We start from the raw sequence: 25,845 nt of genomic DNA, 5'->3' as shown, positions 1-25,845 counted from the left end.
CGTCACGGTTTGGACAGGGTGAAGCTGTCCACGTCGAGGTAACCGCCACTCGCGCCCGGATTGTAGCAGGACAGCGCGAATTGCTGCCCCTGGAACGTGCCGGTGCGCCAGTCGAACATCAGCGGCACTTCGCCACCCAGCGGGGTAAATCGGCGGCCATCCTCACTGAACGACAGCACCGCCTTGTCGGTGGTGAAGTCCAGATCGGCGCGCAGCCACAGGCGCGTGGCCTTTACCGGGCGGGCGGCGACGCGAACCTCGGTCCTGGGCCCGTCGGTGGTGGATTCGACCAGCCGCATCGACAGCGCGCGGCTGCCATCCGGCTGGCCGATCACGTCGGTCCGGCCATTATATTTGCCGAAGGTTCCGAAGCCACAGACATCGCCCGGCTTGATCCCGCGCGTGTCGACCACGACCTCGCCACGGCTCTTCGGGGCCTGCGCCTTTTGCACCAGCGTGTTGCGCGCCCACCAGAGCTGATCCGCCTGCGTCGCGTTCAGCCGCAGCCAGCCGGGCCGCGCGGTCAGCGACCATTTGGCGTCGACGGGATTGTGGTTCCATTGCCACTGACGGCCCAGCACCTTGCCGCTGAAATCGTCCGACGACGGCGGCTGCATGATCGGCTGGCCCTGAATCGGCTTTGGCGCGCGCGCAGGCACGCGGCCGGGGGCATCGGGCGTGCCCCATACGGGCCAGCCGTCCTTCCAGAACACCGGGCTGATATTGGTCACCCGCCCGATCGCGCCCGCGTCCAGCATGATGAAGCCGTAATCGCGCCCGTCGGGCAGGTCGACGATCGCACCCTGATGACCGCCGGTCGTGTCGTCGATCTGCGCCTTGGTCTCCCACGGGCCATCCAGCTTGCGCGCGCGGCTGACCGTCAGCGCCAGCTTCCCCGGAATGGCGTTGAACAGATAATACCAACCGTTGCGCTTCAGGATCTTCGACCCCTCCGCACCCTTGTTGTAATAGATGACGCGGCTGGCGGTGATGCGCGTCAGGTCCTTGTCCAGCGTGTTCAGCGTGACCGTGCCGTCACTGCCGATCGAGGTGGCCAGATAGGCGCTGCCGTCATCGTCGAAGAACAAGGCCGGGTCGAACGCTTCCCGGTCCAGTTCGGCATAGGTCCAGGGCCCTCGCGGATCCCTGGCGCGATAGATGCGCGTTTTCAGCCCCACCGGCGTCACCGCGACGTAAAAGGTGCCGTCGCGATACCGCAGGCTGGGGGCATAGATGCCGTGCTTGTACGCGCCCCCTTCCTTCAGGTCATATTTCGCCAACCCGTCGAGCCGGGGGACCAGATGCGCGATGATGTCCCAGTTCACCAGATCGCGCGAATGCAGCATCGTCAGCCCCGGCACGTTCGCGAATGTCGTGCTGACGAAATAGAAATCCTGACCCACGCGGATGATGTCGGGATCGGGATAATCGGCATTCAGCGGCGGGTTGGCATAGGTGCCGTCACCCTGATCCGACTGCCACACCTGTGCCGATGCGGCGCCGGTCATCAGCGCTGCGCCGATGCCCAGCGAAACCAGCACCCGCCGCATTACTGCGTCCACGCATAGGGACCGACGACGGTGCCCACAAAGCCGCCCGCTTCATGCGTGCTGAGGAACTTGACGTCCACGCCGTCCTTCAGCGTCCGGCGGGTGCCGCCCACTTCATAATCGAACGCCATGGTCCCGCCGTCGGCGCGGATGTTCAGCGTCACCGGCTGTCCGGCCGCGGACAGCGGAGCCGATGCCACCAGCTGCTCCGCACCCTTGATGCGGGTGTAGAGCGCGATCATCGGCTTGCCGCCGACGCGCGTCACGCCGAAGAACAGGTTATTGTCGTCATTCTGCATCGCGGCCAGCCCCGCGCGCTCGCCATCCTTTTCGGGCGTGAAGCGCACCGTCGTGCCCATGGTCGCCACATGATGCTGCTGACGGCGGCCGACAAAGCCCGGCACCCCCTTCACATCGCCCATCGGCGCGCCACCGGCGATGACCAGATCGCCGCCCGCCACGCTGTAAACGGGCGCCTTGGGCGTCCGCACGCCGATCCACTGCATCGACAGCGTGTCACCGTCGAATTCGTCGACATAGGCGAAATCGCCATTGGTGGGCAGCGTCGGGCGCGGTTGCGCGGGCAGATTGGGCGCCTTGCCCACGAACGGGATCTTCTCGCCCTTGGGCAGGATGATCGGCCATCCATCCTTCCACGTCACGGGCAGCAGGAACGTCTCGCGCCCGATGTTATAGAAATCCTCGGCATAGGGGCGCACCGCCAGGAACGTCGCCCACCAGTCGCCATTCTGGGTCTGCACCAGCTTGGCATGGCCCGCCGACGTGATCGGATTGGCGCGCGCCGGGTCCAGATCGCGCTGCGTCAGGATGGGATTGCCGGCAAAGGGCGTGAACGGCCCACGCAGGCTTTTCGACCGCAGCGCGACCTGTGAGTGATTGACGCTGGTGCCCCCTTCGGCGGCGGTCAGATAATACCAGCCGTCCTTCTTGAAGATATGCGGCCCTTCGATCCACACGGGCTTTTTGGAAATGTCGACACCGCCATTCACCAGCTGGGTGCTTTCCCCCACCATTTTGCCCGCGCGCCAGTCATATTCCTGGATCCAGATCGCGCGGTGCCCCTCGTAACGGGGGGTTTCGTTCGGAGCGCGGTTGTTGACGATATAGGCCTTGTCACCCTCCCAATAGATGGACGGGTCGATCCCCTCGAACGGCAGCCAGATCGGGTCGGACCACGGCCCCCTGGGGTCCTTGGCCGTGATGACGAAATTGCCCTTACAGTCGACACAGGTGTTGACGATGTAGAAGGTACCGTTGTGGTACGAGATGTCGGGCGCGAACACGCCGCGCGAGACCGCAAGGCCGCTGGTGTCCAGTTGTCCCGGCCGGTCGATCGCGTTGGCGATCTGCGTCCAGTTCACCAGATTCTTCGAACGAAAGATCGGCAGGCCCGGATGATGGGTGAAGGACGACAGGACGAGGTAATAGTCATCGCCCACGCGCGTCACCGACGGATCGGGATAATAGCCCGACAGGATGGGGTTGCGATATTCGCCCGGCCCGGCCTGTGCCGTTTCCTGCGAACGCCCTTCATAGGTGAAGCGGCTGAAACGCGCCGGCTCGCCGGCATTCGCCGCGCCCGCGGCCAGTGCGGCCAGCAACAGGCCCGTTCCCAAAGTGCGGATCATCCCGGTTTCCTCTTCCTCGATCAGTTTTCTTATGCCGCAGCGCGCGACGGCGCGGCGATCAGCGCGTCGGCAATTGCCTGACGCAGCGGCTTGGGCCGATATCGCGCGTCATAAGGGAGCGGCCGTTGCGGCAGCTTGTCTTCGCGCGGGGTAAAGCCCTGTAGCCAGCTGTAGCGGTCGACCAGACCCCAGCACAGCAGATGGTCGAGCGTGCGATAGGACAGCATCATGTCCAGATAGCCCTTGCCCACCGCCGCCACTTCGGCGTCGCGCCGCGCCGGATCGGCCGGGGCGCCGCGATCGTTCACGTCGAATTCGGTGATCAGCAGGCGATAGCCCATGTCGGTCACCGCATCGACGAAAGCACGCCATTCGCGTTCCCGCGTGGCGTTGTCGCCGTCGCCGACGCCGATATGGCTTTGCAGGCCCAGCGCGTCGACGGGTACCTGTTCACGGCGGAACCGTTCCAGCAGGCGCAGCACGCCCGCGCGGTGCTTTGCGCCGCCGCTGCCCCAGGACATGTAGTCGTTATAGACGCGCTGCGCGTCGGGCCCCTGTTCCTTTGCCGCTTCGAACGCGATGCGGATCGCGTCGAAGCCCAGCTTTTGCTGGAACAGCGAATCGCAAAGCTCACCGGTGTCGGGATCGATCGTCTCGTTCACCACGTCCCATGAATGCACGCGCCCGCGATAATGGGCAGCCACCCCGCCGACATAGTCGCGCACCCATGTCGCCAGCCCTTCGCGCGGGGCGCCCTGATACCGCTCGGTCAGCCAGGCCGGCGTATATTTCGGGTGATTCCACAACAAGGTGTGCCCGCGCAGCTTCTTGCCATGGTCGCGCGCCCAGTTGGCGATGCTGTCACCGCGCTCGAATGCCAGCTTTCCCGGCTGAGCGGCGATGACATATTGCTTCATCTCGTTCTCGGCGACGATCACGCCGCATTCGCGCCCGACGATGGCCATCATGCGCGGGTCGGACAACATGCCCGTCAGCGTGCCGGGCCGCCCGGCCCCCACGGCGGTGCCGAACAGGATACCCTTTTGCGCGGCAAGCGCGCTCAGCGAAGGCGCGCTATCCTGCGCCGCCGCCAGCCGCGCTGCAGGAAGCGCCAGCGCCAGCCCGCCAAGGGCCGCGCGCCGCGTCATCGGCCAAGCGTCTCCGCTCAATCTTGCCCCAGGTCCGCGCATCTCTCTCTCCCCGCACCGTATTTGCCGGTATTGATGATAGCGCTACCGCACCGGAGAAGCTGATACAATGAGTCAGACAAATCCATTTTCTTGACAGCGCCGTCGGCGCGTGAAAGTGGCCTTACCACAATGTAAGACCTGATCGGGAGTTTGTTGACGTGCGGATGGTTCAAACGATGCGTTGGTTCGGGCCGAACGATCCCGTGACGCTGCGCGACATCCGCCAAACGGGCGCGACGGGCATCGTGACCGCCCTTCATGAAGTCCCCAATGGGGCCGTCTGGTCGCGCGAAGCGATTGCCGATCGCAAGCAGATGATCCACGCATCCGGTCTTGAGTGGGACGTGGTCGAAAGCCTGCCGGTGCATGAAGGGATCAAGACCGCAAGCAACGACTGGGACGCGCTGATTGGATCCTATCGTGACAGCCTGATCAACCTGGCCGCGAACGACATCCGCGTCGTCACCTATAACTTCATGCCGCTGCTCGACTGGACGCGGACCGACCTGGAATACGCCATGCCCGACGGCGCGCTGGCACTGCGGTTCGATCCGGTCGCGGTCGCGGCCTATGACCTGCACATCCTGAAGCGAGCGGACGCGGCCGTCACCACCGATCCCGAACTGGTCGATGCCGCGACCCGCTACTTCAAGGCTCTGACGCCGGAAGCGGTCGACCGGCTGGAGCGCACCATTCTGGCCGGGCTGCCGGGCAGTGAGGAAAGTTTCGATAGCGCCGGGTTCCGCGCCGCGCTGTCCACCTATGCGAGTATCGGTGCCGAGCGGCTGCGCGAACATCATGTCCGCTTTCTGCGCGCGGTCTGTCCGCTCGCGGACGATCTGGGCATTCGGCTGGTCGTGCATCCCGACGATCCGCCCTTCCCCATTTTCGGGCTGCCGCGCGTGGTCAGCACCGAAAGCGATCTGGCGCAACTGTTCGCCGAAGTGCCCAATGCGTCGAACGGTCTGTGTTTCTGCACGGGGTCGCTGGGCGTGCGCGCGGACAATGACCTGCCCGGCATGGTCGATCGGCTGGGCAGCCGGATCGGCTTCCTGCATCTGCGCTCGGTCGAGCGGGAACCGGGCGGCGCGTTTCACGAGGCCGCGCATCTGGAGGGCAGCGCCGAAATGGCCGCCGTCGTCGGGGCCGTCCACCGCCTATCGCGGCGGGAGGGGCGGCGGATCCCGATGCGGCCCGATCACGGGCACCAGATGCTCGACGACCTCAATCGCCTGACAAATCCGGGTTATTCGCTATTGGGGCGGATGCGCGGGCTGGCGGAGCTGCGCGGGCTGGAACGCGGGATCGAATGGGCGAGCGACAGGGGCTGACGCCCCCGCCGGCTCAGATGCCGCTGGCGAAGCTCAGGTCGAGCTGCGTGGAATTTACGGGCACGTCCAGCTTGCCGCTGCTGAACTCGACACTGGCATTGGGTGCCAGCTGTCGCATTTCGGGCGTGATCGTCCAGCTATAGACGATGCGCCCCTGCGGATCGCGCAGCTCGGCACGGATGTCGGGCACCGGCTGGGTATCACCGCTGGGATTGGTGACCTTGCCCGACACGACGAACAATTCGTTGCCGCTGGACAGGTAACGCCGCTCGATCGCGCGTTCGGTGAAGCGCAGCGGCGTCTCTGCCCCCGGCAACGGCAGGCCCAGTTGCGCGGCGATGCCCGGCGCCCCGGTATACAGGATCGCCCCCGTTCCCAACAGCATCGATACGCCCGCGACCACCGCCGCCATCGTCCAGCGCTGGTTCGACCGGCGCGCGGGCTTGGATGGCGACTTTTGAGCGAACGCTTCGAAACGCGGTTTGTCGACGCCCGAATCGACGAAATGATAAACGCGCGCCTCCCCGTCCTCGGCAGGTTTTGCCGGTGCGGAAGCCGCTGCAACGGGGGCCGGGGCAGGCGCCGGTTCGGGAGCGGGAGCAGGCACGGCGGGTTCAGGCGCCGCAACCTCAACCACCGGGGCGGCCTGCGCCTGTGGCGCCTCCTCCGCTTCCGGCGCGTGGGGCGTCGCCAGCGCCATTACCTGCGGTGGCTGGAACCAGCTGTGCTTGCAATTGGCGCAACGCACCGTCCGCCCTTCTTCCCCGACCGCGTTGTCGGAAACGAGGTAGCGTGTGCGGCACTGGGTGCATTCGAGTATCATTTGGCGGCGACTTCAAAACCGGAGTCCGACCGGAGTGGCCGGATTGAATCTAAACATGATGCGGGCGGTACTGGCAAGCGCTTCGGCTTACGCCCCGGCGCGTTCGCGGTCCAGAAACGCCGCCACCGCCGCCAGATCGACATTGCGGTCGAGATAGGTTTCGCCAATCCCCCGCGCGAGCAGGAAGGGCAGCGTCCCCGCCTCCATCTTCTTGTCGTGGCGCATATGGTCGACCAGCCGCGCACCGCTGGCATCGACCCCGGCGCTGGCCAGGTCATGGGGCAGGCCCACTGCCTTCAGATGGGCGACGACGCGCGCGGCATCGGCGGGATCGCAAATGCCCTGCGCCGCCGAAAAGCCAAAGGCCAGCGCCATGCCCGCCGCCACCGCCTCACCATGCAGCAGCCGGTCGGAAAAGCCCGTTTCCGCCTCCAGCGCGTGGCCGAAGGTATGGCCCAGGTTCAACAGCGCGCGCCGCCCGCTGATCTCGCGCTCATCCTCGGCCACGATGCGGGCCTTGGCCGCGACCGAATGAGCGATGGCCACTTCGCGCGCTTCCCCGTCGCCCGCCAGCAGCGCAGCGCCATGCGCCTCGCACCACGCGAAAAAGCCCGCATCGTCGATCAGGCCGTATTTCACCACCTCGGCATAGCCCGCGCGCAATTCGCGCGGCGGCAGCGTGTCCAGCACCTGTGGGTCGATCAGCACCATCGACGGCTGATGAAACGCGCCGACCAGATTCTTGCCCGCGGGCGTGGTGATCGCGGTCTTGCCCCCAACCGACGAGTCGACCTGCGCCAGCAGGCTGGTCGGCACCTGCACGAAATGGCAGCCGCGCTTGACAATCGCGGCGGCAAAGCCCGCCAGATCGCCGATCACGCCGCCGCCCAGCGCGATGATATGGTCCGACCGCTCGACACCCAGTTCCAGCAGCCGGTCGACCACCCGTGCCAGCGTCTCCCAGCTTTTCGAACCTTCGCCCGGCGCCACGACAATGGCTTCGCTGACGATCCCCGCCGCGCTGAGCGTCGCCTGAAGCTGGGCCAGCTGGGGCCGCAGATTCGCGTCGGTGACGATCGCCATCGGCCGCCCGCGCGCCACGGGCGCCAGCACTTCGCCCGCACGGGCCAGCAGCCCCGCCTGGATCAGGATGTCGTAACCGCGCTCCCCTAGCGCCACGCGCACCGTCGTCATTTGCCGATCGCCTCCAATATGGCGTTCACCGTCACTTCGTGCGGCGCGTCGTAGCTGGTCACATGCACGGGCGCGAGGGCGTAATAGGGGTTTCGCACCGCCGCCAGTTCGGTCAGCACCTGCAACGGGTCGCGCCCGCGCAGCAGCGGGCGGGTGTCGCGCCGACGGACCCGTTCGGCCAGCACGCGCGGTTCGGCATCCAGCCACACCGCCATCGCCTGTTCCAGGATCAGCGCGCGGGTTTCGTCGTTGATGAACGCGCCGCCGCCCGTCGCGATCACCTTTGGCCGGCCGTCGATCAGCCGGGCGATCACCCGGCGCTCACCATCGCGGAAATAGGATTCGCCAAATCGTTCGAAGATGTCGGCGACGGTCATGCCCGCCGCCGATTCGATTTCATGATCGGCATCGACGAACGGCAGGGCGAGGCGCGCGGCCAGACGGCGCCCGACGGTCGATTTGCCCACGCCCATCAGGCCGACCAGGACGATCGGTCGACGGATTGCACGGGCCGGTTGGGTTTCATGGGTTTGCAGCATTTGCGCGGGGGCTATACAGCGCCCCATGGCGTCGGGCAAAAGCCCGTCGACCGCTTTCCCCGAAAAGGAATGCCTGCATCGTGTCCCGTTCGTTCGTCATCCTGCTGATCGTTATCGTCGCCGTCGTCGGCGGCCTGTTCTATTTGTCGGGACAAGCAACCGAAAAGCCGCCGGTGACGGTCGAAAAGCCCGTCGCGCTAGAGAATCTGGCGAACTGACGCCGATGCGCTTTGGCTGGGCCGCCTCGCTCGGCGCGATCGCGCTCGCAGTGGGCGGCGTGGCGCTGGCGGCGCAGTCGCAGGATCGCGACGCGCCCGAATCGCTGCTGCCCGAAGGGTTCGGCGACCCCGCCCCCGCGCCGCGCCCTGCCGAACCGCGCCCGCGACCGGCGCCCGTCCAGCCCGGCGCGCCTGCTCCCGTCCAGCGACCGGGCGAAATCGTCCAGCCGCTGCCGACCGCGCCCGTCGCGGCGCCCACGCCCAGCCCGACCCCCAGCCCCACCGCCACGCCGATGAGCGCGGCGGACCTGCTGGAATATGACCTGCCCGATTATGCCCGCCGCTCCACCGCGCGCGTCGGTGCGATCGGGCTGGCCGATGGCGGCTTGTCCCCCAACGCCTTCGGCACGGCGGATGGTCGCTTTCTTCAGGGGCTGATGCGACGACTGGATGCGCCCGTCGCGTCGCGGTGGCTGTCGATTACGCTGCGGCGGATGCTGGTATCGCGGCTGGACACGCCGCGCGGGGTGAACGGCGCCGATTTCGCCGCCGAACGCGCCTGGCTGCTGCTGCGCATGGGCGAAGCCACGGCCGCGCGCGATGTCGTGAACGGCGTCGACACCGAAAATTTCACGCCCAAGCTGGAACAGGTCGCGATGCAGGTCGCGATGGCCAATGCCGACCCGGCAATGCTGTGCCCGCTGCAACCCTTTGCCATGGAACGCAGCCGCGAAACCGGCTGGCGGCTGGTCGAGGCGATGTGCGCGGGCCTGTCGGGTGAGCCGACACGCGCGGGTGAGCTGATCGATTCGGCGCGGCGGCGGCGCGCGGCGACCGGGATCGACCTGCTGCTCGCCGAAAAGGTGCTGGGCACCGGCGCGCAGGGGCGACGCGCGGTGACGATCGAATGGGACGGTGTCGACCGTCTGTCCGCCTGGCGCTGGGGCCTTGCCACCGCGACTGGCGTGGCCGTGCCGGACGAGCTGATGGCCGAAGCCGGGCCGCAGGTGCGCGGCTGGGTCGCGCTGGCGCCCGCCATCGCCCCGGTCGCCCGGTTGCGCGCCGCCGACTGGGCCGCCAGCCAGGGCGTGTTGTCGAACCTCGCCATGGTCGATCTGTGGAGCCAGATCGAGGACGCCGACGACCGCAGCGCCACCGACGCCAGCATCGCCCGTGATCTGCGCTCGGCCTATTCCTCGGCCGACATGGCCGAACGGGTGACGCTGCTGAACCAGCTGTGGAGCGACGCCGCCGATCCGCGTCAGCGTTTCGCGCGACAGGTGCTGGCCGCGCGCGCGGCGGCGGGTGTGCGCCCCTCCGCCGAACAGGCCGAAGCCGCGACCGATCTGATCGCGTCCATGCTGACCGCCGGGCTGGACCGCCCCGCGATGCGCTGGGCGCGCTATGTCGAACCCGGTTCGCACGCCTGGGCATTGATCGCGCTGGTCGATCCCGATGCGCGCCGTCCGCTGGGGTCCGATGCGGTCAATGATTACAGCGCCACCGCCGACGAACGGCGCGCGGCGATGTTCCTGGCGGGTATTGCCGGGCTGGGCCGGGTCGAGGCGGACGACATTCCTTCGCTGGCACAGTCTTTCGGCGTGCCGATCGGTGCCGACAATGCCTGGGTCCGCGCGATTCGCGGGGCCGCCGAACGTGGCGAGGCGGCAACCGTCGTCCTGCTGGCGGCAGTGGGGATGCAGACCCCCGAATGGTCCGCCGTCGCGCCGCAAGCGGTGTTCCACATCGTCGCCGCGCTGAACGCGGTCGGGCTTGAGGGCGAAGCGCGAATGATCGCGGCAGAGGCGGTCGCGCGTTCGTGACACTGACATGAGCGACGACATCGCGCTCATCGACCGTTTCCTTGAAATGATGGCCGCCGAACGCGGCGCGGCGCGCAATACGCTGTCCGCTTATGGCACCGACCTGCGGCTGGCGTCAGATGCGCTGGCGGGCGGGCTGGTCGCGGCGGATGCGGCGGCGCTGGCGCGGCTGGCCGATGGTTGGGACGCGCTGTCCGCCGCCACGGTCGCGCGAAAGGCCGCATCGCTGCGCCGCTTTTTCGGCTTTCTGGCGGATGAGGGGCTGCGCGGCGATGACCCATCCGACGCGCTGCCCCGCCCCGGCACCCGTCGCCCCCTGCCCAAGATCCTGTCGGCGACCGACATCGACCGGCTGTTCGCCGCGATCGAGGACCGCATCGCCCGCGTGCCGCCCGATCCGCTGGACCTGCGCCTGTCGGCACTGGTCGAGCTCCTTTACGGCTCCGGCCTGCGCGCGACCGAGCTGGTGTCGCTGCCGCGCGGCGCGGTGCATCCTGACCGCCCGTTCCTGATCCTGAAGGGCAAGGGGGAGCGGGAACGGATGGTGCCGATTTCGGACCGCGCGCGCGCCGCGATCGCGGCGTGGCGCGGCCAGGTGCCGCCCGATTCGCTCTGGCTGTTCCCGTCGGGCCGCACGCACCTGTCGCGCATCCGCCTGTATCAGCTGATCAAGGCATTGGCGGGTATCGCTGGGATTCCGCCCGACCGGGTCAGCCCGCATGTCCTGCGCCACGCCTTTGCCACGCATCTGCTGGAAGGGGGCGCGGATCTGCGCGCGCTTCAGGCGATGTTGGGTCATGCCGACATCTCCACCACCGAAATCTATACCCATGTCGACAGCGCCCGGCTGGTCGAAATGGTCAATGCCCGCCACCCGCTTGGCGAGCTGTTGGCCGGGCGGGGCGTTGACGTCTCCGCGCCCGACGCCTAACCGCGCGGGTCGCATGGCAAGTTTTCTGGATTTCGAAAAACCGATCGCCGAGCTTCAGGGCCGGATCGACGAACTGCGCGACACCGCCGCCGAGGGCGAGGTGGATATCGACGCAGAAGTTGCGCGCATTCAGGCCAAATCGGACCGTCTGCTGCGCGAAACCTATTCGCGCCTGACGCCGTGGCAGAAGACGCAGGTCGCCCGCCACCCCGAACGGCCGCATTTCAAGCATTATGTCGCCGCGCTGATCGAAGACTTCATGCCGCTGGGCGGCGACCGCGCCTTTGCCGACGATGCCGCGATCATCGGTGGGCTGGGCCGCTTCCGGGGCCGCCGCGTCATGGTGATCGGCCATGAAAAGGGCGACGATACCGCCAGCCGCCTGCGCCACAATTTCGGCATGGGCAAGCCGGAGGGCTATCGCAAGGCGATCCGCCTGATGCAGCTGGCCGACCGGTTCGGCCTGCCCGTGGTCACGCTGGTCGATACCTCCGGCGCGTTTCCCGGCGTACAGGCGGAGGAACGCGGTCAGGCAGAGGCGATTGCCCGCGCGACCGAAGCGTGCCTCAACCTGCGCGTGCCGCTGGTCGCGTCGATCCTGGGCGAAGGCGGTTCGGGCGGCGCGGTGGCGCTGGCATCGGGCAACACCGTGCTGATGATGGAACACGCCGTCTATTCGGTGATCTCGCCAGAGGGGTGCGCGTCGATCCTGTGGCGCACCGCCGACAAGGCCGCCGATGCGGCCGAGGCGATGAAGGTGACGGCGCAGGACCTGATGGCGCTGGGCGTGATCGACCGCGTGGTCCACGAACCGCTGGGCGGCGCGCATCGCGATCCCGCCGCCGCGATTCAGGCGCTGGGCGACGCGATCGAGGCGTCGCTGGCGGAACTGGAAACCCAGTCGCCCGACGCGCTTCGCAAGGGTCGCCGCGCAAAGTTCCTGGCGATGGGCCGCGCTGGCTGAACCACGGCCCTTGGGCGGTGCTTGCATGGGCCGGGTGCCCGCGCCACCTATCAGGGGATGGCAAGGGTGACGGTTCTGTTCGACGGTGGATGCCCGCTGTGCCGGCGCGAAATCGCGCTGATGCGGCGGCTGGACCGGCGCGGGCGCATCGCCTTTCGCGACCTGACCGACCCTGCCACATCGTGCCCGATCGACCGGCGCGCGGCGCTGGCGCGGTTTCACGCGGTCGAGGGGGATCGGCTGTTGCACGGCGCGGCGGCGTTCGCCGCGATGTGGCGGGCAATTCCGCTGCTCAGCCCGCTTGGCCATGCCGCGCGGTTGCCGGGGGTGCTGCGGCTGCTCGACGCGCTGTACGACCGCTTCCTGCGCGTGCGCCCGCGATTGCAGCGGTGGCTGGCATGAGGCCCGATCCAGATCCCGTCGGTCCCGGACAGGAAAGCGTCTGGGCCTATCCCCGCCCCGCCTTTGCGGAAGCGACGACGCGGCATCTGGTGGTGCGCCATCGCGGGATCACGATTGCCGACACGCGCCGTGGTGTCCGCACACTGGAGACCAGCCACCCGCCCAGCTATTATTTCCCGCCCGCCGATGTGGCGATGGACATGCTGCACCCCACGCCGCACCGCAGCCTGTGCGAATGGAAGGGGCAGGCCCGCTATTTCGACGTGCATGTCGGGGGAGAGGCGATTGTCGAGGCGGCATGGGCCTATCCCGATCCCACGCCCGCCTTTGCCTGCCTGCGCGGCTATGTCGCCTTCTACCCGCATCTGTTCGACACCTGCCTTGTCGATGGGGAGCGCGCACAGCCCCAGCCCGGCGGCTTTTACGGCGGGTGGGTGACGAGTGATCTGGCCGGACCGTTCAAGGGCGGGCCGGGAAGCCGCTTCTGGTGACGGATGCGCCCGCCCCTATCCCCGCCGCCTCGCTGATCGTCTTGCGCGACACCACCGCCGGGCCGGAAGTGCTGATGGTCGAGCGCGCGACGACGCTGGCCTTTGCCGCTGGGGCGCTCGTCTTTCCCGGCGGGCGGATCGATCCTGCCGACCATGCGCTGGCCAACCGCCTGTCCGGCGAACGCGACGATCTGGTCGCCCGTATCGCCGCGATTCGGGAAACGATCGAGGAAGCGGGAATCGCCGTCGGCATTGATCCGTTGCTTGCCGTGCATCGGGACGCGCTGCTGGCGGGGGAACCTGCCGACACCTTGTTGCCGCCCGACGCTTTCGTCCTCGATGCGCTGGTGCCCTTTGCCCGCTGGTTGCCGCTGGGCCTGTCGCACCGCATTTTCGACACGCGCTTCTACCTTGCCGCGGCACCCGAAGGGGCAAAGGCCAGCGCCGATCATGGCGAAAATGTCCGCGCCTTCTGGGCACGGCCCGCCGATGTGCTGGCGGGCGAGGCGCGCATCATCTTCCCCACGCGCCGCAATCTGGAACGGCTGGCGCGGCATGACACCGTGGCCGACGCGATGGCCGATGCCGCCGCGCGTCCCGTGCGGACGATCACCCCTTGGGTGGAAGATCGTGGCGGCGCAGCGCATCTGTGCATCCCCACCGACCTTGGCTATCCGGTCACCGCCGAACCGATGGCACAGGCGCAGCGCGGATGAGCGAATTGCGTCGCATCGTTACTGCACTGGTGATCGCCGCGCTGGTGCTGGCAGGCGCATTCGCCCTTTATGCCTGGGTTCGCAGCCGGCCACAGGACATGCCGTGGACCGAACTGGACCTTGCCCGCCCCGTCGGCCTGTTCACCGGGCGCAAGCTGGCCGCGCTGACCCAGGATTTCGACAAATGCCGCGCGCTGCTGAACGCGGCAGGGGTGCGCCACACGGTGCTGGCGGCGGTCGATGCGGGGCCAAGCTGCGGCTATCGTGACGCGGTGCGCTTTGCCGATGACGGTGCGCGGACCATCGACTTCACCCCCGGCGGGCTGGGCGTATCCTGTCCTGTCGCCGCAGGACTGGCGATGTGGGAATGGAATGTCGTCCAGCCCGCCGCACTGCGCCATTTCGGAGAGCGGGTGACGCGGATCGACCATCTGGGCAGCTATAATTGCCGGCGCCTTTATGGGCGCGAAAGCGGCGATTATTCCGAACATGCCACGGCCGACGCGGTGGACATTGCCGGTTTCCGCCTGAGCGACGGCACGCGCATTTCGGTCCTGAACGACTGGAAGGAGGGCGACGACCCCGCCACCGCCGCGTTCCTGCGCGAAGTGCGCGACGGCGCGTGCGACCTGTTTTCGACCGTGCTGTCGCCCGACTACAACGCCGCCCATGCCGACCACTTCCACCTCGATCAGGCCGAGCGGGGCGAAAGCGGGTGGCGCGCCTGCCGGTAATTAGCGGCCGAGCAGATGGTCGACGAATGCGCCCAGCGTCTTGAACGACTGGAGCTTCAGCCCCGCATCCTCGATCCCCTGCGCGCTTGGCAACAGCGCGCGGGCAAAGCCCAGCTTGCCCGCTTCCTTCAGCCGCAGATTGGCGTGGGCGACGGGCCGCACCTCCCCCGACAGCGCGACTTCGCCGAATGCGATGGCATCGATCGGCACGGGCCGCTCGCTCATCGCCGACACCAAAGCCGCCGCGACCGCCATGTCGGCGGCGGGGTCGGACACGCGGTATCCGCCCGCAATGTTCAGATAGACCTCAGCCGTGGAAAAACTCAGACCGCAGCGTGCCTCCAGCACCGCCAGGATCATCGCCAGCCGCCCCGAATCCCAGCCGACGACCGCGCGGCGCGGCGTCGCCCCGCTGGCCAGCCGCACCGTCAGCGCCTGCACCTCCACCAGCACGGGACGTGTCCCCTCCAGCGCGGGAAAGACGACGGTGCCCGTCACCCCCTCGTCCCGCGAGGTCAGGAACAGGCTGGACGGATTGGCGATTTCCGACAGCCCCTGCGTCTCCATCGAGAAAACGCCGATTTCGTCGGTGCCGCCAAAGCGATTCTTGATCGCGCGCAGGATGCGATACTGGTGACTGCGCTCGCCCTCGAACGCCAGCACGGTGTCGACCATATGCTCCATGACGCGCGGCCCGGCCAGGCTGCCGTCCTTGGTCACATGGCCCACCAGCACGACGGCGGTGCCGCGTTCCTTGGCAAAGCGGATCAGCTCGCCCGCGCTGGCGCGCACCTGGCTGACGGTGCCGGGCGCCCCTTCGATCAGGTCGGAATGCATCGTCTGGATCGAATCGATCACCAGCAGGTCGGGCGGTGTCGCCGTGCCGAACGTGGTCAGGATGTCGCGCACCGATGTTGCCGCCGCCAGTTGCACCGGCGCCTGCCCCAGACCCAGTCGCCGCGCGCGCAACCGCACTTGATCCGCCGCTTCTTCGCCAGAGACATAGGCGACCCGCTTGCCCGCCAGCGCCAGCTTGGCCGTCGCCTGCAACAACAGGGTCGATTTGCCGATGCCAGGATCGCCGCCGATCAGTGTCGCCGACCCTTCGACAAAGCCGCCGCCCAATGCGCGGTCCAGTTCCGCGATGCTCGTTGCCATGCGTTCGGGAAGGGCGATGTCGGTGTTCAGGCCCGACAACAGGATCGGGCGCCCGCCCGATTGCAGATTATGCTTCTGCTGAAACGGCGTTGCCGCCGCCGACGCTTCCTCGACCAGCGTGTTCCAGTCGCCGCAATCGCCGCATTGCCCCGCCCATTGCGCGGTGACCGATCCACAGGCCTGACAGACATAGCGTTTGCGGGGTTTTGCCATGCCCCCGATCTAAGCGCGCCGGAACGAAAAGGGAATATCTGCCGGACACGGCTGTTTAACCGTCAATCAACCATTGCCTCGTCAGAACGGGCCAGAGGCAGGAATCCGATGTACCGTTATCATTTCGACAAGGCGCGCAATCTGCTGGATATCAGCTGGTCGGGCCTGTTCGCACAAGGCACCGTGGTCGAATATGGAAAAGCCATCTGGGCCGATTTCCATCGGCATGGCTTTCGTCAGGGATACCGCCTGTTGATCGACATGTCGGGCAGCAACATCCAGCCCCAGCATAATCTCGCGCATTTCCGGGCGCAGTTCGCCGATTTCCCCAAGGCCAGTCGCATCGCCGTCGTCACCCAAAGCGCGCTGCACCGGTTGCAGATCCTGCGGGAAATGCCTCAACCCTATCTTCGCGTCCTGCCCAGTCGCGGGGCAGCGCTGAACTGGGTGTTGCACGGCGTCGAATAGCGGATCACCCCGCCTTCAGTTCGCTGCCGCGCTTCAGCACTTCGTCGCCATCCTCCTGTTCGATCAGATAGGCGGGATTATCCTCGGTCCCGTTCTTGACGATCTTGGATCCTTTGATGGTGCGCTGTACGCGGCGGGTGAATTTGTCGGCTACCTTGCCCTTGGCGGTACCCTGCCCCCACTCCCACTTGACTGTCTGACCCTTACGAAAGGCGTTGGACATATGGCTGCTCCGATAACTTCTGGTCGGAAAAGCGAACCGGCATGTCGGGTCTTCGTTCCCATGGCCAAAGGGCCGTATCCGGTCTAAGTCCCCGCGCCATGCAGCCAGACGCGCTTCGGATCGCCCTTTACAGCGGCAACTACAACTATGTTCGCGACGGCGCCAATCAGGCGCTCAACCGTCTTGTCGCCTATCTTCTGGATGCGGGCGTCACCACGCGCGCCTATTCCCCGACGGTCGAGGAACCGGCCTTTCCGGCGACGGGCGATCTGGTCGACGTGCCGGCCTTTGCGCTGCCGGGCGGGCGCGGCGAATATCGGCTGGGCAAGGGATTGCCGGCATCCGTTCGCGCTGATCTGGAAACCTATCGCCCCGATATCGTCCATATCGCCGCCCCCGACTGGAGCGGGCACCGCATTTTAAGCTGGGCGCGCGCGCGTGGCATTCCCACGCTGGCATCGTTGCACACGCGGTTCGAAACCTATCCCCGCTATTACGGCCTCGGCTTTCTGGAGCCGCTGGCGACGCGGCTGTCGGCGCGATTCTATAACCGGGCGGACCGGGTGATGGTGCCCAGCCCCGGCATGGCGAGCCTGTTGCACGAATGGGGCGTGACGACGCCGATCGGCATCTGGTCGCGCGGGATCGACCATGACCGCTTCAATCCTGCGCGCCGCGACCTGGCGTGGCGAAGGTCGCTGGGTATCGCCGACGATGAAGTGGCAGTGGGCTTTCTGGGCCGGCTGGTTCTGGAAAAGGGACTGGGCATCTTTGCCGAGGTCATTGCCGAGCTGAAGCGGCGCGGCGTCCGGCACAAGGTGTTGGTCATCGGTGAAGGCCCGGCGCGCAGCTGGTTCGCCGAACGGGTGCCCGACGCGGTCTTTACCGGCTTTCAGTCGGGCGACGATCTGGGCCGCGCGGTGGCGGGCATGGACGTGTTCTTCATGCCCAGCGTCACCGAAACCTTTGGCAATGTGACGACAGAGGCGATGGCGGCGGGCGTGCCCGTTGTCGCCGCGCGCGCGACCGGGGCGATCGATCTGGTCGAACCGGGCGTCACCGGCTTCCTGGTGCCACCCACCGATGTCGGCGCCTATGCCGACGCGATCCAGCGCCTGATCGACGATCCGGCGCTGCGCCGCCAGGCGGGCGAAGCGGGGCACCGCGCGGCCCGCCGCTATGTCTGGGATACCGCCAACCAGGCCGTGCTGGACGCCTATCACGACATGCTGTGCAGACGCCGCGACGGCTGACGCACCGGGTTGGGGACTTGCGGAACTCCGGTTCGCGCAGGGCGTCTTTGCCCGCATGTGGGAGGGACACTCGCAACATCCGGTTCCGGCAAGGTCGGGTCCAGTCGCGCAGGGACGCGCGGCGGATCATCTGACCGCGTCCGAAGATCCGGCATATCTGAAGCGCATGGTCGATGAACTATGCGCCATCGTCCAACGACAGGCCGCTGCGCTGCACGATCGCGACGGGCTGGCGGATCAGCTGCGCCAAACGGCCGAGCGGCTGGAGGCGAGCATCGCCGCCGCCCCCGAATCAGCGGCTGTCCTGCCAATCATAGCGGAGCGGCGCCTCGCGGAAGGCAAATCGGTCGACATGCCGCTCGACCGCCCCCTTCAGCGCTTCTAACTGCCCCCCGGCGCTCGCGTCGATCCGAATTTCCAGCATGTCGGCGGACGCATCGAACGTCGCGACTGCATCACCCGGCCAGTCCGCCCCACGCGCATCGCGTGGAAAGGTGATCACGCCGCGGTCGTCGCTGAACTCGACCGCCAGATTGTGGCTCCAATGCTTGCACAGCTGCTGAAGATAGCGCGATCCATGCTCGGTCGGCACGCGGGCGATGCTGCTGACGGTCAAACCGGATCCTTTCTGATGGGGGAGATACCGCAGACGCGATATCGGCATCGCATGGCCCGACGTCGAGGGGGCGCGCACGTCCACGCTGGTGCGGCGGCGCCACTTTATCTTGAATGGGGAGAGTGATGGTGCGGTCGAGAAGACTCGAACTTCCACGGGCTTTCGCCCACAACGACCTCAACGTTGCGCGTCTACCAGTTCCGCCACGACCGCACGTGTCAATCCCGCCGGGTGACCGGCGGTCGGTAGGCCGGTGCCCCTAGCAGCGTCCAATGTCCCATGCAACATGGTTTCGCGCGTAATTGCCCGCCGCGCGTCATCGGCCTACAGCGGCCCGCAAATGACCCCCGCGCCCGCTCCCCTTGCCGTCGAGGCGCGCCGCATCCTGGGCCTGGCGTGGCCGGTGATGCTGACCAGCCTGAACTGGACCATCCTGCACCTGACCGACGTGATCGTGGTCGGCATGGCCGGCACGCATGAAGTGGCCGCGCTGGGGGCCAGTCGCGCCATCACCTATATCGGCATCGTCGTCGTGCTGGGCTGGCTGTCGGGCGTCATCGTCGCGGTGTCACGCGCCGACGGGGCGGGCGACCTGCCCGAAACGGGCCGTGTGTTGCATGAAGGGCTGGTGCTGGGCCTGATCCTGGGCCTGGCGAGCGGTGCGATCCTGTTCGTACTGGCGCATCCGTTGCTGCTGCTGGTCGGGGTCGCGCCCGATCTGGCGCCCGCCGCCGCATCGGTCGTGCGGGTGATGGCGCTCGCCTATCCGTTCCAGCTCGTCTCCATCGCCGCCAGTTTCTTTCTGGAGGGGGTCAGCCGCCCGCGCCGGGTGATGGTGATCCAGTTGTCGGTGCTGCCGGTCAATGCGCTGCTGGCATGGGCGTGGTCGGGTGGTCATCTGGGCTTGCCCGCATGGGGCGCGGTGGGGGCAGCGGCTGCGACCGCGACGGCATCGGCGCTGGGCGCGGCGGGCATGTTGTGGGCTGCATGGACCCTGCCCCGCGCGGTCGAGCGCGGCGTGCGGCGGCTGGGCGACCTGCGCTGGTCAGGGGTGGTCAGCCTGCTCAATTTCGGCGCGGTGCCGGCGCTGGCGTCGGGACTGGAACTGGCGGGCTTTTCCATCCTGATCGCCCTGTCGACGCAGTTGGGAGAGCCGACGGCCCACGCATTCCAGATCGTTTTTTCGGTCCATAACGTGACCTTCGGCGTCGCGCTGGGGCTGGGATCGGCGGCGGGGGTGCGCGTCGGCAATGCGATCGGCGAAGGGTTGCCGGGCGAAGCGGGCCGCCGCGCGGCGATTGCGGCGGGGCTGGCCGCGCTGCTGACCGGGCTGATGGCGCTGGCCATCCTGATCGCGCTGCGGCCCATCGTCTCGATCTTTCCCGCCGAAGGGGCCGTGCACGCCATCGCGGTGGCGATGCTGCTGCCATGGGCGCCCTTCATCCTGTTCGACGGATTGCAGGTCGTGTTCGTCTATGCGCTGCGGTCGCTGGGCGATCAGGTGGCGGCAGGGGTCAACGGGATCATCGCCTTTTTCCTGGTGACAGGCAGCATCGGCTGGCTGCTGGTGCGCGGCGGTGCGGGGCCGACGGGGCTGGTCTGGGCGTCGGCGGCAGGCATGGTCATGGGTGCGCTGCTGAACGGCGGGCGGCTGTGGTGGGTCAGCCGCCGGGCCGTCGCCTAGAAGGGAAAGAACACCCGGATCGCCGCAATCGCCGCCGCACCCGTAATCAGGTTCAGCGGCAATCCGACGCGCACGAAATCCATATAGCGGTATCGCCCCATCTGATAGACGATGACGTTGGTCTGGTACCCGAACGGCGTGGCAAAGGCGGCGCTGGCCGACATCATCACCGCCACCAGGAACGGGCGGGGGCTGACCGCCAGGCTTTCGGCCAGTGCAACCGCGACCGGCGTGACCAGCACGGCCACCGTCGCGTTCGACAACAGCTCGGTCAGCACCATGGTCAGCGCATAGAGCACGATCAGCGCGACCAGCGGGTCCAGCCCGTTGACCGTGGCGATCAGCATCCTCGACGCCTCTGCCGCCAGCCCGCTCTCCTCCATGGCGATGCCGATCACCACCATGCCCGCGATCAGGATCAGGATTTCGGGGCGCAGTCCCGAATAGGCTTCATCGGCGCTGATGACGCGCAACAGGATCAACAGCACCGCCCCGGCAAATGCGGTCGCCGCGATCGGCGCGACACCGATCGTCGCCAGCAGGATGGCCCCCACGAACACGCCCAGCGCAATTGCCGCATGGGCCGGGCGCAACGGGCGCTTTTCCGCGAACAGTGCGGCATTGCCGATCTGGGCGCTGTTGATGTGACTTTCGTCGATGGCGACCCCGCCCTCCGGCGCATCCGCCTCGAACCGCCCGCCCAGCAGGCGGCGGCTGACCAGCATCAGGTACAGCCCGCCGACGATCGCCACCGGAACGCCCACCGGCGTGATTTCGAAAATGCCGAACCGCGACTGCCCTGCCAGGCTGGCCATGTCGTCGACCAGCAGGTTGGTCGACGTGCCGATCAGCGTGCAACAGCCCATCAGGATGGTGATGTAGGACAGCGGGATCAGGAACCGCTTGGGCGACAGGCCCAATGTCGTCGCCACGTCGCGCACCACCGGCGCGCCCAGCACGACGATCGGCGTCGAATTGAGGAAGCTGGACAGGATGCCGATCATTCCCAGCAGCAACCAGATGCCCAGCGCCCCCAGCCGCCGGCACATCGCCACCGCCATCGCGATCGCGCGGTCCAGGAGGCCGGATAACTCAAGCGCATACGCAATGACGAACAGCGAAGCGAGCGCGATGATCGCCGGGCTGGCAAAGGCGCCCTGCACCTCGACCGGGCGCACCACGCCCGTCATCAGCAGCACAGCCGCGCCCGTCAGCGCGACGACATCGGCACGCACCTTGTCCCAGATCATCGCCGCCACCACCGCAGCAAGCACGAACAGCGTCAGTATCTGGTCGATCGCCATGGCTCCCCGCGTCGAGCCGGGACGGCCCGCTGTCAAGTCCAGCGGACGATCAATGCCCTTGGGGTCTGGAGCATCGCGGCGGATTTGCTATCAGGGACATATGCACGAACCCAGTATCAGGGCGAGCCGGCTGGCCATTGCAGGCGGACTGGCGGCGGCGATTGCGATCGGCGGCGCCGGTTTCCTGATCGGTCGCGACACCGCACCCCGTCCCGACCCCGTGCTGCCGCGCGTGATCCGCATGCCGGTGGCCGCGCCGAGCCCGACGCCCAGCGACACTGCGCGCGTACTGGGCCGGGCCGATCTGCTGGCACTGGCGACGCAGGCGGCGGACGCCTATTCCACCGGCGCCGCGATGCCCGATGCCGTGCGCGAAGCGGCCGGGCGCCGGTTCGAGCTGACGCTGCCCTTTGGCTGCACCGGCCCCAGCGGAGAGGGCAGCGGCCTGCCGATGCAGTGGCGCTATGACGAGGATGCGGCGACGTTGCGCGTGTCGGTGACGGCCGACCGCTGGACCGGGGCGGACTGGAATCTGGGCGGCGATGTGGCGGCACGTGCGGTCGAGGGGTTCTGGATCGCCCGCCCCTGGTCCGGTGCCGAACGCTGCGCCACGCGGGGGCAGACGACGCCGACCGGGCGGGAACCGATCATGCTGCCGGGGCAGACGCTGGCCATTGCCCGCTTTCCTGAGGGAGAGGTCGATACCGACCCCCGCCGCTTCGACGTGGTCAAGCGCGTTCCCGCCGACCGGTTCGACGGATCGCAGGGCCTGCGCGTGCGCGTCTTGGGCCGCCTTGCGCCCGTACCGGGCGCCCAGCCGGTCCGCTGTACCCAGCCGGGCGGCATCGACCAGCGGCCAATCTGCCTGATCGGCGCCCGTTTTGACGAGGTGCGGATCGAAAACCCCGCGACCGACGACGTGCTGGGCGTCTGGCCGATCCGCTGACACCGGGGTGGACCGGGGATGAAGAAGCCGCGCCTTGCCCCTATCTTGCGCGGATGGCCGATCTGTTCGGGAACATCGCCCCGCCACCCGCCCCCCTTATCCTTGCGCCTCCCGTCAATCGCGGGTGGCCGACATGACCGATTCGCTGTTCGCCGGCACCCCGGTGCGCCCGCTGGCCGAATTGCTGCGCCCAGCCAGCATTGCCGAGGTGATCGGGCAGGAACACCTAACCGGGCCGGACGGGCCGCTCGGCCGAATGCTGGCGCAACAGCGCCTCTCCTCCTTCGTCCTGTGGGGGCCGCCCGGCGTCGGCAAAACGACCATCGCCCGCCTGATCGCGCGTGAGGCAGGCTATGAATTCAAGCAGCTTTCCGCCGTCTCGACCGGCATTGCCGACTTGCGAAAGGCGATTGCGGCGGCATCCTCGCTTCGCAACATATCGAATCGCCAGACGGCGGTGTTCATCGACGAACTGCATCGCTTTTCCCGGCCGGTTCAGGACGCGATGCTGCCCGCGATCGAGGACGGCACCTTCACACTGATCGGCGCAACGACCGAAAACCCCAGCTTCAGCCTGGTCTCCGCGCTGCTGTCGCGGGCCAAGGTCTTCACGCTCAAGCGGCTCAGCCCCGCCGACCTCGATCAGGTCATCGCGCGGGCGGAGCGGCATTTCGATGCATCGCTGCCGCTGGATGCGGGCGCGCGCGACGCGTTGATCGCCATGGCCGATGGCGATGCCCGCTATCTGCTGGGCTTGTGCGACGACCTGTTCGCGATTGGCGCGGATGCGCCGCTTGATACCGAACAGCTGGCCGCCATCGTCCAGTCGCGCGCGCCCTTGTACGACAAGGGGCAGGAAGAGCATTTCAACCTGCTCAGCTGCTTTCACAAAAGCCTGCGCGGCAGCGATGTCGATGCCGCGATGTACTGGGCCGCGCGCATGTTGTCGGGGGGTGAGGACCCGGCCGTAATCTTTCGCCGCCTGTCCTGCGCCGCGTCGGAGGATGTGGGCATGGCCGACCCGAACGCCATGGTTCAGGTCGTCACCGCGTGGCAGGCGTTCGAGCGAGTCGGCCTTCCCGAAGGGCGGCTGTTTCTGGCGCAGGCCATCGCCTATGTCGCGACCGCGCCCAAATCCAACGCGGCCTATCTGGCGTTCGACAGCGCGATGGCGCTTGCCCGCAAGACCGGCTCGCTCCCCCCGCCAAAGCATATATTGAACGCACCGACCGCGCTGATGAAGGAACTGGGCTATCATCAGGGCTATCAATATGATCACGACCGGCCCGACGCCTTTTCTGGCCAGGAATTCTATCCCGACGAAATCGTCGCGACCAACCCGGCGCCGCTTTACGCCCCCAATGAACGCGGCTTCGAACGCGACATCCGCCGGCGGCTGGCCTTTTGGTCCGCGCGCCGCAAATCGGGGCGTTAGCGAAGCGGGTCGGTCGGTCGGTGGCAGCGGATGATGTCGTTAACCCGTTGATGCTAAACCGCCATGTGGCATCGAGGGGCTGGGTCGTGCGAACATTAGAACATGCTTGTGCGGGATGTCGCGATGGCGAGCCGCTCGATTTCGGTTTCTCCATGGCGTTCCAGCCCATCGTCGACGTTCAGACCGGCACGCCCTTTGCGTATGAAGCGCTGGTCCGCGGGCCCAGTGGAGAGCCAGCTGCAAGCGTGCTGTCGAAAATCACAGCGGCCAACCGCTATGCCTTTGATCAGCGCTGCCGGGTCAAGGCCATCGAAGCGGCTGCGGTTGCGGGCATCCTGGACACACCGGCCCGACTGTCGATCAACTTTCTGCCCAACGCCGTCTACTCACCCATGGCGTGCATCCAACTCACGCTCAGAACAGCGTCGGCGACCAACTTTCCCGCAGACCGGCTGATTTTCGAATTCACGGAAAATGAGGAGATGGCCGATCCCGCACACGTCGCCAACATCATCGCTGCGTATCAGAAGATGGGCTTCGGGACCGCACTCGACGACTTCGGCGCAGGCCATGCCGGCCTTAATCTGCTGGCGCGATTTCAGCCCGATATAATCAAGCTCGACATGGAACTGATCCGAGGCCTGGATACCAGCCTGCCCCGCCGCACGATCGTCGATGGTGTCATCAGGATTTGCCGGGCGCTGGGCGTCACGGTGATTGCCGAAGGCGTAGAGTCGAATGCCGAGCTTGCCAGTTTGAAGGATCTTGGCGTCCGCTACATCCAAGGGTTTCTGTTCGCAAAACCGGCGTTCGAGGCCCTGCCGAAATTAACCCTCACGGCTTAGGGAAACGCCACCGGCACCCTTGGGCACCGATGGCGCTTCGGTTCAGCGTTGCGCTACCCCCTGCGCGGCGGGCAGCGTGACGATGTCGGACGATCCCGACCAGATGTTGATTCCGCCATCGCTGGCGGCGGCGTCGATCGCGCTCAATTCCTCGTCCGTGAAGTCCAGCCGGGCCAGCGCGTCCAGCGAATCGTCAAGCTGCTCGACCGTCCGCGCGCCGATCAGTGCCGATGTCACGCGCGGGTCGCGCAGGACCCAGGCAACGGCCATCTGCGCCAGCGTCTGGCCCCGCCCCTTTGCGATCGCGTTCAGCGCGCGCACCATGGCAAGGTTCTGCTCGCTCAGCAGCGACTGGGACAGCGATCCCTGCCGTGCCGCGCGCGCCTCTGCCGGAACGCCGTTCAGATATTTGTCGGTCAGCATCCCCTGCGCCAGCGGCGAAAAGGCGATGCAGCCGGTACCCAGATCGTCCAGCGTGTCCAGCAGTTCGCGCTCGATCCAGCGGTTCAGAATCGAATAGCTGGGCTGGTGAATGAAGAGCGGCACCTTCTCTTCCGCGAGGATCGCGGCAGCGCGCCGGGTCAGGCCGGGTTCGTAGGAGGAGATGCCGACATACAGCGCCTTGCCCTGCCGGTGCAGTTGGACCAGCGCGCCCATCGTCTCCTCCAGCGGCGTGTCGGGATCGACGCGGTGCGAATAGAAGATGTCGACATAATCGACGCCCATCCGCCGCAGGCTCTGCTCACAGCTGGCGATCAGATATTTTTTCGAGGAGCCGATGTCGCCATACGGCCCCGGCCACATGTCCCACCCCGCCTTGGTCGAAAGGATCAGTTCGTCGCGATGCCCGGCGAAGTCGGTGGCCAGCACGCGACCGAAATTCTCTTCGGCGGAGCCGTAAGGGGGGCCGTAATTGTTCGCCAGATCGAAATGGGTGACGCCCCGGTCGAACGCGCGGCGCAGGATGGCGCGCCCGGTTTCGAACACATCGGTGCCCCCGAAATTCTGCCACAGCCCAAGGCTGATCGCCGGCAACCTCAGGCCGCTACGCCCGGTCCGGCGATAGGGCATCCGCCCGTCATAGCGCGCGGGATCGGCAGTGTAGGGAGCGGGAAAGGGCATGTTCGGTCTCCATTTCGGACGGT

At 67.1% G+C, this 25,845-nt stretch carries 26 protein-coding genes and 1 tRNA gene; 15 read left to right on the top strand and 12 right to left on the bottom strand.

Annotated elements, in window-relative coordinates; all coding sequences use genetic code 11:
• Window positions 1-2: 2 nt before the first annotated feature.
• Genes ACAX61_RS11950 through ACAX61_RS11940 form a run of 3 tightly spaced genes read right to left on the bottom strand, consistent with a single transcriptional unit; the run spans window position 3 to window position 4,347 of the window.
• A complete protein-coding gene (locus ACAX61_RS11950; protein ID WP_370715064.1) occupies window positions 3-1,562 on the bottom strand; it encodes a glycoside hydrolase family 43 protein in 1,560 nt (519 codons plus the stop codon).
• Entirely contained in the window at window positions 1,550-3,199 is a 1,650-nt protein-coding gene (locus ACAX61_RS11945) for a glycoside hydrolase family 43 protein (protein WP_370715063.1), read from the bottom strand. Before ACAX61_RS11945 ends, ACAX61_RS11950 begins: the two co-directional genes overlap by 13 nt.
• Before the next feature lie 29 nt (window positions 3,200-3,228).
• Window positions 3,229-4,347, bottom strand: a complete 1,119-nt coding sequence (locus ACAX61_RS11940; protein WP_370715062.1) for an endo-1,4-beta-xylanase — start codon at window positions 4,345-4,347, stop codon at window positions 3,229-3,231.
• Window positions 4,348-4,553: 206 nt separating this feature from the next.
• On the opposite strand from ACAX61_RS11940, the gene uxuA reads away from it, so the two are divergent.
• Window positions 4,554-5,720, top strand: a complete 1,167-nt coding sequence (gene uxuA, locus ACAX61_RS11935; protein ID WP_370715368.1) for a mannonate dehydratase — start codon at window positions 4,554-4,556, stop codon at window positions 5,718-5,720.
• Between the two features lie 13 nt (window positions 5,721-5,733).
• Here uxuA and ACAX61_RS11930 read toward each other — a convergent pair whose 3' ends face one another.
• From ACAX61_RS11930 to ACAX61_RS11920, 3 genes are all read right to left on the bottom strand, one after another.
• Window positions 5,734-6,543, bottom strand: a complete 810-nt coding sequence (locus tag ACAX61_RS11930; protein ID WP_370715061.1) for an MJ0042-type zinc finger domain-containing protein — start codon at window positions 6,541-6,543, stop codon at window positions 5,734-5,736.
• An 87-nt stretch (window positions 6,544-6,630) separates the two neighbouring features.
• Entirely contained in the window at window positions 6,631-7,737 is a 1,107-nt protein-coding gene (gene aroB / locus ACAX61_RS11925) for a 3-dehydroquinate synthase (RefSeq protein WP_370715060.1), read from the bottom strand.
• Window positions 7,734-8,276: a shikimate kinase gene (locus ACAX61_RS11920; protein WP_370715059.1), complete on the bottom strand. Its 543-nt coding sequence runs from the start codon at window positions 8,274-8,276 to the stop codon at window positions 7,734-7,736. The genes aroB and ACAX61_RS11920 overlap by 4 nt, the downstream gene beginning before the upstream one ends.
• Before the next feature lie 80 nt (window positions 8,277-8,356).
• Between ACAX61_RS11920 and ACAX61_RS11915 the strand changes: the two genes are divergently transcribed.
• Genes ACAX61_RS11915 through ACAX61_RS11880 form a run of 8 tightly spaced genes read left to right on the top strand, consistent with a single transcriptional unit; the run spans window position 8,357 to window position 14,555 of the window.
• Window positions 8,357-8,494: a hypothetical protein gene (locus ACAX61_RS11915; RefSeq protein WP_370715058.1), complete on the top strand. Its 138-nt coding sequence runs from the start codon at window positions 8,357-8,359 to the stop codon at window positions 8,492-8,494.
• Window positions 8,495-8,499: 5 nt separating this feature from the next.
• Entirely contained in the window at window positions 8,500-10,317 is a 1,818-nt protein-coding gene (locus tag ACAX61_RS11910; RefSeq protein WP_370715057.1) for a hypothetical protein, read from the top strand.
• Window positions 10,318-10,324: 7 nt separating this feature from the next.
• The gene (locus ACAX61_RS11905; RefSeq protein WP_370715056.1) at window positions 10,325-11,248 is read left to right on the top strand and encodes a tyrosine-type recombinase/integrase; all 924 of its coding nucleotides are present in this window, start codon (window positions 10,325-10,327) and stop codon (window positions 11,246-11,248) included.
• 13 nt (window positions 11,249-11,261) lie between these two features.
• Window positions 11,262-12,212, top strand: coding sequence for an acetyl-CoA carboxylase carboxyltransferase subunit alpha (locus tag ACAX61_RS11900; RefSeq protein WP_370715055.1), 951 nt, complete (start codon window positions 11,262-11,264; stop codon window positions 12,210-12,212).
• Window positions 12,213-12,269: 57 nt separating this feature from the next.
• Entirely contained in the window at window positions 12,270-12,614 is a 345-nt protein-coding gene (locus ACAX61_RS11895) for a thiol-disulfide oxidoreductase DCC family protein (RefSeq protein ID WP_370715054.1), read from the top strand.
• Window positions 12,611-13,105 (top strand): DUF427 domain-containing protein, encoded by a 495-nt coding sequence (locus tag ACAX61_RS11890; protein ID WP_370715053.1) that lies wholly within the window; start codon window positions 12,611-12,613, stop codon window positions 13,103-13,105. The genes ACAX61_RS11895 and ACAX61_RS11890 overlap by 4 nt, the downstream gene beginning before the upstream one ends.
• Window positions 13,099-13,821, top strand: coding sequence for an NUDIX hydrolase (locus ACAX61_RS11885; RefSeq protein WP_370715367.1), 723 nt, complete (start codon window positions 13,099-13,101; stop codon window positions 13,819-13,821). The genes ACAX61_RS11890 and ACAX61_RS11885 overlap by 7 nt, the downstream gene beginning before the upstream one ends.
• Complete coding sequence (locus ACAX61_RS11880) at window positions 13,818-14,555, top strand: extensin-like domain-containing protein (protein ID WP_370715052.1); 738 nt, start codon at window positions 13,818-13,820, stop codon at window positions 14,553-14,555. The genes ACAX61_RS11885 and ACAX61_RS11880 overlap by 4 nt, the downstream gene beginning before the upstream one ends.
• Here ACAX61_RS11880 and radA read toward each other — a convergent pair whose 3' ends face one another.
• Window positions 14,556-15,926, bottom strand: coding sequence for a DNA repair protein RadA (gene radA, locus ACAX61_RS11875; protein ID WP_370715051.1), 1,371 nt, complete (start codon window positions 15,924-15,926; stop codon window positions 14,556-14,558).
• A gap of 108 nt (window positions 15,927-16,034) precedes the next feature.
• Here radA and ACAX61_RS11870 point away from each other — a divergent pair, with 108 nt between their 5' ends.
• Window positions 16,035-16,394, top strand: coding sequence for an STAS/SEC14 domain-containing protein (locus ACAX61_RS11870; RefSeq protein ID WP_370715050.1), 360 nt, complete (start codon window positions 16,035-16,037; stop codon window positions 16,392-16,394).
• A gap of 4 nt (window positions 16,395-16,398) precedes the next feature.
• Here ACAX61_RS11870 and ACAX61_RS11865 read toward each other — a convergent pair whose 3' ends face one another.
• A complete protein-coding gene (locus ACAX61_RS11865; protein ID WP_370715049.1) occupies window positions 16,399-16,617 on the bottom strand; it encodes a hypervirulence associated TUDOR domain-containing protein in 219 nt (72 codons plus the stop codon).
• 98 nt (window positions 16,618-16,715) lie between these two features.
• Here ACAX61_RS11865 and ACAX61_RS11860 point away from each other — a divergent pair, with 98 nt between their 5' ends.
• A complete protein-coding gene (locus ACAX61_RS11860; RefSeq protein ID WP_370715048.1) occupies window positions 16,716-17,870 on the top strand; it encodes a glycosyltransferase family 4 protein in 1,155 nt (384 codons plus the stop codon).
• Window positions 17,871-18,162: 292 nt separating this feature from the next.
• On the opposite strand, the gene ACAX61_RS11855 is transcribed toward ACAX61_RS11860, so the two are convergent.
• Window positions 18,163-18,486 carry a DUF2218 domain-containing protein gene (locus ACAX61_RS11855; protein WP_370715047.1) on the bottom strand — a complete coding sequence of 108 codons (324 nt, stop codon included), beginning with the start codon at window positions 18,484-18,486 and terminating at the stop codon, window positions 18,163-18,165.
• Between the two features lie 126 nt (window positions 18,487-18,612).
• Window positions 18,613-18,699, bottom strand: a tRNA-Leu gene (locus tag ACAX61_RS11850).
• 127 nt (window positions 18,700-18,826) lie between these two features.
• Between ACAX61_RS11850 and ACAX61_RS11845 the strand changes: the two genes are divergently transcribed.
• Window positions 18,827-20,170 (top strand): MATE family efflux transporter, encoded by a 1,344-nt coding sequence (locus tag ACAX61_RS11845; RefSeq protein ID WP_370715366.1) that lies wholly within the window; start codon window positions 18,827-18,829, stop codon window positions 20,168-20,170.
• On the opposite strand, the gene ACAX61_RS11840 is transcribed toward ACAX61_RS11845, so the two are convergent.
• The gene (locus ACAX61_RS11840) at window positions 20,167-21,474 is read right to left on the bottom strand and encodes an SLC13 family permease (RefSeq protein WP_370715046.1); all 1,308 of its coding nucleotides are present in this window, start codon (window positions 21,472-21,474) and stop codon (window positions 20,167-20,169) included. The genes ACAX61_RS11845 and ACAX61_RS11840 overlap by 4 nt on opposite strands.
• A gap of 100 nt (window positions 21,475-21,574) precedes the next feature.
• On the opposite strand from ACAX61_RS11840, the gene ACAX61_RS11835 reads away from it, so the two are divergent.
• The 3 genes from ACAX61_RS11835 (at window position 21,575) to ACAX61_RS11825 (ending at window position 24,700) form a co-directional block, all read left to right on the top strand.
• The gene (locus ACAX61_RS11835) at window positions 21,575-22,420 is read left to right on the top strand and encodes a hypothetical protein (RefSeq protein WP_370715045.1); all 846 of its coding nucleotides are present in this window, start codon (window positions 21,575-21,577) and stop codon (window positions 22,418-22,420) included.
• 133 nt (window positions 22,421-22,553) lie between these two features.
• A complete protein-coding gene (locus ACAX61_RS11830; RefSeq protein ID WP_370715044.1) occupies window positions 22,554-23,855 on the top strand; it encodes a replication-associated recombination protein A in 1,302 nt (433 codons plus the stop codon).
• Window positions 23,856-24,007: 152 nt separating this feature from the next.
• On the top strand, window positions 24,008-24,700 hold the full coding sequence (locus ACAX61_RS11825; RefSeq protein ID WP_370715043.1) for an EAL domain-containing protein: 693 nt from the start codon (window positions 24,008-24,010) through the stop codon (window positions 24,698-24,700).
• 42 nt (window positions 24,701-24,742) lie between these two features.
• Here ACAX61_RS11825 and mgrA read toward each other — a convergent pair whose 3' ends face one another.
• On the bottom strand, window positions 24,743-25,822 hold the full coding sequence (gene mgrA / locus ACAX61_RS11820; protein ID WP_370715042.1) for an L-glyceraldehyde 3-phosphate reductase: 1,080 nt from the start codon (window positions 25,820-25,822) through the stop codon (window positions 24,743-24,745).
• Between the last annotated feature and the right edge of the window lie 23 nt (window positions 25,823-25,845).

Source organism: Sphingomonas sp. IW22 (assembly GCF_041321155.1).
GTDB lineage: Bacteria > Pseudomonadota > Alphaproteobacteria > Sphingomonadales > Sphingomonadaceae > Sphingomonas.
Note: the sequence above shows the minus strand (reverse complement) of the source record. Positions and strands in the feature narration are given on the sequence as shown.